The sequence below is a fragment of the Kocuria sp. NPDC057446 genome (assembly GCF_042802875.1).
In the GTDB taxonomy this organism is placed as follows: domain Bacteria; phylum Actinomycetota; class Actinomycetes; order Actinomycetales; family Micrococcaceae; genus Kocuria.
Genome location: NZ_JBHVDI010000156.1, coordinates 1 through 9226, shown reverse-complemented (window position 1 = coordinate 9226; position 9226 = coordinate 1). Strand labels below are relative to the sequence as shown.

General features: G+C 76.4%; 7 protein-coding genes. 4 read left to right on the top strand and 3 right to left on the bottom strand.

The genetic code is table 11. The features are described from left to right. Positions 1–119 precede the first annotated feature (119 nt). Together rarD and ACFU0Y_RS15245 are read right to left on the bottom strand one after the other, a co-directional pair. Positions 120–1052 carry an EamA family transporter RarD gene (rarD, locus tag ACFU0Y_RS15250; protein WP_380215375.1) on the bottom strand — a complete coding sequence of 311 codons (933 nt, stop codon included), beginning with the start codon at positions 1050–1052 and terminating at the stop codon, positions 120–122. 21 nt (positions 1053–1073) lie between these two features. Further along, the gene (locus tag ACFU0Y_RS15245) at positions 1074–2348 is read right to left on the bottom strand and encodes a DUF6882 domain-containing protein (protein ID WP_380215374.1); all 1275 of its coding nucleotides are present in this window, start codon (positions 2346–2348) and stop codon (positions 1074–1076) included. 224 nt (positions 2349–2572) lie between these two features. Here ACFU0Y_RS15245 and ACFU0Y_RS15240 point away from each other — a divergent pair, with 224 nt between their 5' ends. Further along, entirely contained in the window at positions 2573–4045 is a 1473-nt protein-coding gene (locus ACFU0Y_RS15240) for an SseB family protein (RefSeq protein WP_380215373.1), read from the top strand. 15 nt (positions 4046–4060) lie between these two features. Here the strand turns inward: ACFU0Y_RS15240 and ACFU0Y_RS15235 are convergent, their stop codons facing one another. Beyond that, positions 4061–4549: a Fur family transcriptional regulator gene (locus tag ACFU0Y_RS15235; protein ID WP_380215372.1), complete on the bottom strand. Its 489-nt coding sequence runs from the start codon at positions 4547–4549 to the stop codon at positions 4061–4063. 258 nt (positions 4550–4807) lie between these two features. Here ACFU0Y_RS15235 and ACFU0Y_RS15230 point away from each other — a divergent pair, with 258 nt between their 5' ends. From ACFU0Y_RS15230 to htpX, 3 genes are all read left to right on the top strand, one after another. Then, positions 4808–6802 (top strand): zf-HC2 domain-containing protein, encoded by a 1995-nt coding sequence (locus ACFU0Y_RS15230; RefSeq protein WP_380215371.1) that lies wholly within the window; start codon positions 4808–4810, stop codon positions 6800–6802. A gap of 246 nt (positions 6803–7048) precedes the next feature. After that, positions 7049–8182, top strand: coding sequence for a zf-HC2 domain-containing protein (locus tag ACFU0Y_RS15225; protein ID WP_380215370.1), 1134 nt, complete (start codon positions 7049–7051; stop codon positions 8180–8182). 150 nt (positions 8183–8332) lie between these two features. After that, the gene (gene htpX / locus ACFU0Y_RS15220; protein ID WP_380215369.1) at positions 8333–9217 is read left to right on the top strand and encodes a zinc metalloprotease HtpX; all 885 of its coding nucleotides are present in this window, start codon (positions 8333–8335) and stop codon (positions 9215–9217) included. The last annotated feature ends 9 nt before the right edge of the window (positions 9218–9226 follow it).

Genomic DNA, 9226 nt, shown 5'->3' with positions numbered 1-9226 from the left:
CCGGGAGCCCTTCCGCACGTCGGGGACCTGCGCCCGGGCTCCGGTGCGGCGGCCGCCCGGCCGGGCCGCCGGGACGCCCCTCACCGGGGAGCGCGGAACCGGTCCCGCCGTGCGTGCGCTCAGCCGCGGCGCGCCCGCGGGGCGCGCACGGCGTCCAGCACGAGCAGCAGCACCGCGAGCCACACGAAGCAGAAGCTGACCCAGCGCTCCGGGGGCATCTGCTCGCCCAGGACGAGTACGGCCAGCAGGAACTGCCCGATGGGCGCCACGTACTGGATCATGCCCACGGTGCTCAGCGGCAGACGCGTCGCGGCGACCCCGAAGAGGATCAGCGGCACCGCCGTGATCACGCCCGAGGAGAGCATCAGCAGGAGGTGGCTGGGGCCCTCGGTGCCCAGGGTCAGCCGGCCGTCCGCCCCGAGCAGCGCCACGACCAGCGCGGCCACCGGGGTCAGCGCCATCGTCTCGACGGTCAGGGTCACGATGGCCGGGTAGGACCCGCCCATCCTGTTCTTCACGAGGCCGTAGAAGCCGAAGGAGAAGGCCAGCCCCAGCGACAGCCACGGCACCTGCCTGTAGAAGACGGCCATGACCACGACCGCCACGAACCCGATCCCCACGGCCGTCCACTGCAGCCGCCGCATCCGCTCCCGCAGCACCAGCACGCCGAGCAGGATGGCCACGAGCGGGTTGATGAAGTAGCCGAGGGAGGCCTCCAGGGTGTTCCCCGTGGTCGTCGCGACCGTGTAGAGCAGCCAGTTGACCCCGATCAGCACCCCGGCCACGGCCAGCGCCCCGAGCGTGCGCGGCGCGCGCAGCGCCCGGCCCAGCGGGTGCAGCTGGCCGGTGAGCGCCAGCAGCACCAGGCAGAAGACCAGGGAGAAGAGCACCCGCATCGCCACGATCTCCACCGGCGTGGCCGGCTCCAGGGCCACGAAGTACAGCGGGAGCAGCCCCCAGATCCCGTAGGCGGCGAATCCGGACAGCACACCGGCCCGGGTCCTCGACTGCTCGTCGGGCTCCGGGCCGGGTGCGGTGTTGTATGCGGTCACGCTCGAGGGTACCGCCGGGGATCAGAGGCCGAAGAATCGGCTGAAGAAGCCCTTCTTCCGCTCGCCCTGCTCCTCCTCGGCGGTCTCCTCGCCCTCCACCACGGGCTCCGTCCCGGCGCTGCCGGGGACACCGGGACCGGCCACGACCTCGCGCTCGACGTCGCGCTCGACCTCGTGCTCGACCGGCTCCGCGACGGGCTCCCGGTGCTGGGCGGCGACGGGCTCGGGCGCCTCCCGGTCGCCCGGCCGGACGGGCTCGCGGCCCGGGACCACCGTGGTGCTCACCCGTCCCGGGCGCACGTCCCGGTCCGAGGGCTCCTGGTCGAACGGCAGATCGCCCTCGGCGGCCGCCGGCGCGGCGACCGGCTCCTCCGCCTCCCGGGGCTGCTCGACCGGCTCGGGCTGCTCCCGCACGTGCTCCGTCTCGACGAAGTCGGGCACCTCGAGCGGCTCGGGCTGCTCCTGCGGGGCCTCGTCGGGGACCGGGACCTGCGCCGGCGCCGGCGCGCGCTGCGGCTCGGCCTCCTGGCGGGCGGCCGTGGCCTCGGCGGCGGCGCGGTCCTCGCGGAGGAGGGCGGCGCGGTCCCGGGCGTCGGCCGCCAGGTCCACCAGGACCTCGGGGCCCACGGCAGGTTCGGCGGGCTCGACACCGGAGATCTGGTGGTCGTCGAACCAGAACCGCTGCGCGCCGTCCCGGACGGTCACCACGCACGTGGCCTCGGTGTCCCACTCGATGTGGGCGCCGCGCAGCTTGGCGTAGGAGTCGACGGCGAGGTTGTGGTCCACCGCGGTGTCCGTCGTCAGCGCCTCGGCGATGACCCGCATCATCCGCTCCACGGTGAGCTCGGGCAGCTCGAACTCGGGACCGTCCAGCAGCAGCCACGCGGTGACGCCGCCGCCCGCGCCCGCCGGGTAGTGCGCGTACACGCCCGTCACCGCCTTGGCCGCGAGGGTCAGCCGGCGGGCCAGGCCCTCCGCCACGGGCAGCTCGTCGGTCGACAGCTCGTCCACGCCCAGCCGCTCCCCGGCCTCGCGGGCCTGGACCGCGGCGGAGACCACCTCGGCCGGGAAGTGGCCCAGCTCCTGCCAGGACCAGATCCAGGAGCCGCGGGAGGCGGACTCGGTGCCCAGCAGGTAGGGGGTCAGGGTCACGGGGGGCTCGGTCTGCAGGGTGAACGCCGGCGCGGAGAAGTCGACGTCCCACCCGGCGCCCTGGGTCAGCTCGGCCAGTCTGGCCTGGTACTCGGTGGAGATGAAGATCGACTCGTCGATCAGGTCCTGCAGCGTTTTCGTCATGCGTCCAGGCTAGCAACCCTCGCGGACTCGGGAGCATCACGGCGGGCTCCCCGGCGTGCGCCGGCGGGGCGCCGGAGGGCCGGTGCCCCGGCCGCGGCCCGGGACCGCTTGGGTAGGGTGGGGGCGAGACCTCCGGGCCCGGCGGCGCCGCGGCCGGACCCCTGCCCGCCCCGCGTCCACCACGACCCGAGCAGGCCCCTCGCGGGCCGGGAACGAGCCACCGCATGAGCGAGACCCCCGCCACCCCGACCCCCGGAGCGGCCCGGCAGGAGCTGCTGGACACGATCGGCTCGTGGGTGCTCTCCGTGCTGCGCACGGAGCCGGGGTGGGACCGGATGGTGGTGGACCTCAAGGTCCAGGGCGGGCGCGTGCACCTGCGGGTGCGCGAGCAGCTGGGCCAGGAGGTGGTGCCCGGCACGGCGGGGCCCATCAAGGAGGACAGCGCCGTGCTCCCCGCGATCGAGCGGCTGCGGGAGGACGTCCACGTCCCCGGGCACGGGACGTGGTTCACCGCCACCGTCGTGATCCTCGCCGAGGGCTGGCCCGAGCCGACGCACCGGATCGGGGGGACCTACGACCTCGACGGCGAGCCCGGTCAGTGGGGGACCGAGGGGCCGTTCACGGCCGAGGACGTCCTGGCGCACCTCGAGCGCTTCCCCCGCACCCGCGCCCGGATCCCGGCCTGGGCCGCCGGGCTCGCCCAGCGGGCCGGTGTGGAGCTGCCCGCCCTCGCCCCGGGCGCCGAGCAGCCGGCCGACCCCGACGGCGTCGTCCACCCCCAGGTGCGGGCGGCCGTCGACCGGTTCGTGAGCACCCCGGACAACCGGGCGATGATCGAGGTCATCCGCCAGTGCATGGCAGGCTCCCTGCTGCTCGACGTCACGGCCAGCGACCTCGTGCCGGGCCCGGGCGGAGAGGCCGTGGGGCCGGAGTCCACCCTGCGCGTACAGACCCTGGGCGAGCCGGACGGCACGCGCTCGCTCGCGGCCTACACCTCCGCGGCGGAGGCCCAGGCGATGTTCGACCGCCACCACCCCGAGGGCGGCAAGCCGGTGCTGCTGCGCGAGTCCGCCGTGAAGGTCCTGAAGATGCTCGCGGACGACCCGCAGCACGACCACCTGGTCATCGACCCCGCCCAGCGGGGCTGCCGGATCAGCCGGCCCCAGGTCGAATGGGCGATGCGGGCGCCGCGCAACGACGCCGTGAAGACCGCGATGCTCCAGAACAACATGTCGCAGCTGCTGGCCGGGCTCCTGGCCCCGGAGGCGGTGCTCCTGCTCGGCGCCCGCGTGCAGGAGGGGCGGGCCGTGCCCGTCTACGCGAAGCCGAAGGAGGAGGGTGCCGCGCCGGACACCCTCATGCTGTTCACGTCCGCGCCCGAGATCGCGGTGCTGGACACCGGCCTGGAGGTCCGCTCCGCCCCGGCTCGCCAGGTGCTGCGCTTCGCCCTCGACGCCGGGGCACGGAAGGTGAGCATCAACGCGCGTCCTCCGGTCGCCACGCTGACCGCCGAGCAGATCCGGGAGCTCCTGGCCCTCGTGGAGAGCACGGCAGGGGCCCAGGACGGCGGACGGTCCGCATCCGTCCCGGATGCCCCGGACGCCGGGGCCGGCGCGGACGCGCAGCACGGGACGGAGACGGGCCGGGCGGGGTCTCCCGACGGACGGCAGGGGCCGGTCGCGGACGGGCGCGGCTGAGACCGGACCGGCCGGTCAGCCCGATGTGGGGGAGACCTGCGCGGGAGCCGGGGCGGCCGCGAGGCAGTCGGCGCAGATGCCCTGATAGACGACGTCGGCGGTGAGCAGCTGCATGCCGTGGTGCTCCGAGGGCGTCAGGCAGGGGGTGTGGCCGACGGCGCAGTCGACGTCGGCGACCGTTCCGCAGCGCACGCAGTAGGCGTGGTGGTGGTTGTCCCCGGTGCGGGTCTCGTACCGGGCGGGGGACGCGGGCGGCTCGAACTTGCGGAGCATGCCGACGGCCGTGAGATCCGAGAGGACCACGTACACGGACTGGAGCGTGATCGCCGGCAGGGCGGTGCGGACGTCGGCGAGGACCTCGTCGGCGGTGGAGTGCGGTCGACGGTCCACCGCGTCGAGGACGGCCAGCCGCTGCTTGGTCACCCGGCGGCCGTGGGAACGCAGCAGGTCCGACCACGCGGCGGCCCGGGCGGTGTCCGGTGCGGGGCGTTCCGTGGTCTGCATCCTCCCACCGTAGCGTTATCACGATGAACTCACAATAGTGGGGCGGATCGGCCCCGCCGTGTGCTCACGCGGGTCAACCCCGCGTGACCATTCTGGTCGCACCGCGGGTCACCGGCTTTCACCCGCCTCTGACCTGCGCCTACGATGTTCGGGGGGATGGGGGTCCGGCGCCGTCGTCGTGGCGCGCGCCCGCGGTGCGAACGGGACGTTCCTGGAGCTCTTCCTTCCCGAACGACCGCGACCACCACGGAGACAGACATGACGCGTCCTGCCCACGCCCGCCCGCACGGCCCCTCCGGCGACTCGGAGACACCCCGCGACGACGTCCTCCTCGACGCCGCCCACGCCGGGGACGCCGACGCCTTCGCGGCGCTGCGGGAGCGGTACCGCGGCACGGCCCTCGCCGTGGCCCGGTCGCGGACCGGCAGCCCGGAGGAGGCGGAGCGCGTCGCCGCGGCGGCGCTCGGGCGGATCGAGCAGATCGTCGGCGAGGGCGGCGGGCCCCGGGCCTTCCTCGGCGCCTTCGTCGTGTGGATGGTCGGGCGGGAGGCCGACGGCGGCACCCGGCCGGTGGCGCTGCCGGACGATCCGGCGGACCCGTCGTCCCTGGTCCGGGTGTTCAGCGGCCTGCCCGCCGAGTGGCAGGGTTTCCTCTGGCGCACCGAGGTGCTGGGCCAGAGCGCCCGCCGGGCCTCGGCGGCGCTGGGGCTCGGCGCGGTCGCGGCCGCCGGTCTGCACCGTGACATGGTCCGGGGTCTCCGCGGGCTCTACGGCCGGGCCGCGGCGGACCGGGAGGCGGGACCGGACTGTGCGGAGTTCTCCGGCGAGCTGCCCCACTTCGTCCGGGGCACCCGCGGGCAGCGGAGCCGGCGGGACGTGAAGGCGCACCTCGACGGGTGCGCCCGCTGCACCGCCGAGTACCTGAGCCGCCAGGACGTGGGGACGGGTCTGCGCACCTGGACGCTGCCCGTGCTGGCCGGTCTGCCGCTGTGGGGCACCGAGTCCCTCGAGCTCACCAATCTCATCGCCGGCGCCGGGACCGCTGCCGCTGCGGCGGCGCCGGGCGCCGTCGGGGCGGGCCGCGCTCCGGGCACCCCCGCGGCCGGTGCCGCGGCGGGGGCGCACCGTGCCCGGCCGGACGGTGGCGCGGGTGCCTCCGCGTGGTCCGGCCGCCGCGCGAAGGTCCTCCTGGGCGCCGGCGCCCTGGCGACCGCCGCGGTCGTCGCCACGGTGGGCGTCTCCGGCGGGGGAGATCCCGTCCCGGCCGCGGACAGCCTCGCCGCCGAGCAGGCGCCGCGCACCGCCGAGGACCTGGAGGCTCCGCGCGCGGACGACCGCGCGGCCCGGGCGGAGCAGGCCGAGGACGACGCGTCCGACGCCGGGGCCTCCGCGCGGGAGCCCGAGGACGGCCCGGCCGGGGCGAACGGGACGTCGGTCGACCGGGGCCCCGCCGAGGCGCCGGCGGGCACGGGCGAGAACGGTGCCGGCGAGCCCGGCGCAGACGGGAACCGCGCCGGCGGCAACGGCGCGGGCGAGCAGGGTGAGAGCGGAAACGGTGCCGGACAGGAGTCCGTGGCGCTCGCGGCCGGTCCGAGCCGCAGCGGCGGCGACGCGCGGTCCGCGACCGACGCGGCGGCCGGTGCCGGCGGATCCTCCGCGGGCACGCCGGGGTCCGCCGGGGCGGATCGCCAGGTGACGGGCGCGCAACGACCGGCGTCCGGGGCGGCCGCGGGCCGGGGCGTGGAGCCGGGGACGTCCGGAGCGGCGTCGGCGGGCGGGGCCGTGCAGACCCCGCCGTCCGGAGGATCGTCGACGAGCACGCCGCCGGCGCATCGGGCGGACGTCCCCGTGAGCACCCCGGCGCCGCCCCCCGCACCGGCGAAGACGACTGCCCCCGCGCCCATCCCGTCGCTGATGCCCTCCCGGCCGTCCCCGGCCGCCAGTCCCGCACCGCTCAAGGCGCCGGTGCCGGGGTGGACGCCGGCGCCGCCGAGCGACCCCGGCACCCTTCCCGGCACCCGGGGCCGGCACGCGCACCAGGCGGGCGTCGCCCCCGGTGGCCAGCGTGCGGAGCACAGGTCGGAGCGCCAGCGGCGGAGCGGGCAGCAGCAGGGCGAGAAGGGCTGGCGGGGCAAGGGGGCCGAGAACCGGCAGGACGCCGGTCGGAACGGCCGCGGCGCGGAGCGGGAACAGCACGGAAGGGGGCCCCGATCCGGGGCCGGCGGGGCGGAGGAGGGCCGCGCACACCGCTGAGGAGAACCCTGCCGCACCGGTCGTGTATTACGAAAGGGAACCCCCGTTGACAGGGTGGCGTGCCTCCCGCCGCCTCCGCGCTCTACCATGGGCTCGGGGGACCGGGGGGTCCGCAGTCGGAGAAGCCGCGCGCCGTCGGCGTGCGCGCCGTCATCGTCTTCGCCGGGGGCCACGGCCGCACGGCGCCGCTCCCGGGTCGCCCGCACCGCACGGTGACCGAGCGTTCCCGAGACCGACGGAGATCCCATGACGCGCACGACCGAGGGCCCGGCCCAGGGGCGAGCACCGCGCACCGACGAGGAGCTGCTCGCCGCGGTGCGGGAGCAGCAGCCCGACGCCTTTCCGGACCTCCGCGACCGGCACTGGCACACCGCGGTGGTCGTGGCCCGGCTCCACACGCCGAGCCGTCAGGACGCGGAGCAGCTGGCCGGCACGTCCTTCGACCAGGTCCTCGCGGAGACCCTCGGCGAGGACCGCGCCGAGAGCGGTGAGGACGGCCCTACGGGGGCGTTCCTGCGGGCCCGGCTGGTCGCGGTCGTCGGCCGGGCCGGCCCCGAGCGGGGGAGCGCGGCCGAGACGGTCGCCGGCATCTATCTCGGCCTTCCGGCGGCCTGGCAGGCCGTGCTGTGGCACCTCGAGATCGAGGCCCTCGAGCTCGGGCGGACGGCGGCGGTGCTGGGCCTGAGCCCGTCCGCCACCACCGCGCTGCACCTGGAGGCGCGCGCCGGACTCCGGGCCGCCTACCGCCGGGCGCGGCAGGAGCTGCCGACGCTGCCCGGCTGCGCCGACTGCGCGGCCGACCTCGGCGCCTTCGCCGACGGCGGCCTGTCCGCCGAGCGCACGCAGGCCGTCCAGTTCCACCTCGACGAGTGCCCCCGCTGCGCGGCCGACCACCTGTACCTCCAGGACACCGAGGCGGGCCTGCGCGGGTGGCTTCTGCCCGTGCTCGCCGGCGTGCCGCTGTGGGACGTCCGGACGGACGAGATCGTGGAACTGGTCCGGACCGCAGGCCGGATGAGCGCCGGCCGGCTCCGCGCCGCTCCGGGCACCGACGTGGCCGGCGGCGCCCTCGCGGCCGTCCACGTCTCCCGGCGCGGCCGGAAGGTGCTGCTCGGGGCCGGCGCCCTGGCCGCGGCCGCGGCGCTGGCCGGAGTCACCGTGGTGGGCTCCGGCGGGCTCGGCGACGGGACGACGCAGGCCACCGGGCGGCTCGGCGGCACCGGAACGGCGCCGCCCTCCCCCGGGGACCCTGCCTCGCCCGGAGCCGCCGGCACCACGGCGACCCCGGCGGGCGGCGCCGGCACCACGGTGCCCGGTGCCGCCGGACCTGCCGGCCCCGTTGCTCCGACCGGCCCCGAGGAGTCGACGCCCGCCGGGTGAGGGCGCCGTCCGCCTCCGCGACGGACGGCGGACTGCACGGAGCGGGCTGGGAAGTCCCTGGACGTCGCCCCCGTGCGGGAAGACCGGCGCCACCGGCGGGGTTGTGCCCCACGGAAGACCCACCACGTCCACGAAGGAGCCGCACTCCCGATGCACCACCACAACAACGGGCTCAAGACCGTCCTGCTGCTCGGCGGCCTGTGGGCGGTGCTGCTGGCCATCGGATGGGTCGTGGCGAGCGGTACGGGGAGCAGCGCCTTCATCTGGGTCTTCGCCCTGATCGGCCTGGCGTCCACGGCGTACAGCTACTGGAACAGCGACAAGCTCGCGCTGCGCTCGATGCGCGCCATCCCGGTCACCGAGCAGCAGGCGCCGGGGTACTACCGCATCGTGCGGGAGCTGTCGCAGCGGGCGAGCCAGCCGATGCCCCGCCTGTACATCGCCCCCACGCTGAGCCCCAACGCCTTCGCCACCGGGCGGAACCCCGCGAACTCGGCGGTCTGCGTGACCGAGGGCATCCTCCAGATGCTCGACGAGCGCGAGCTGCGCGGCGTGCTCGGCCACGAGCTGATGCACGTCTACAACCGCGACATCCTCACGTCCTCCATCGCCGCGGCCGTGGCCGGCATCATCACCTCGGCCGCGCAGTTCCTGCAGTTCACGGCCATCTTCGGCGGCGGCCGGGGCGGTGACCGCGGCAACCCCCTGGTGGGGCTGCTCCTGGCCTTCCTGGCGCCGCTCGCCGCGACCGTCATCCAGCTCGCCGTCTCCCGCACGCGCGAGTACGACGCCGACGAGGACGGGGCGCGGCTCACCGGGGACCCGCTCGCGCTGGCCTCCGCGCTGCGCAAGATCGAGATGGGCACGAACGCCCGGCCGCTGAACCCCGCCGACCAGAAGCTCGTCAACACCTCGCACCTCATGATCGCCAGCCCGTTCCGGAGCGGCGCCGCGGCGGGCCTGTTCCGCACCCACCCGCCGACCGCGGACCGGGTGGCCCGCCTCGAGGGCATGGCCGGGCTCGGCCGCCGCTGATCCTCCGCC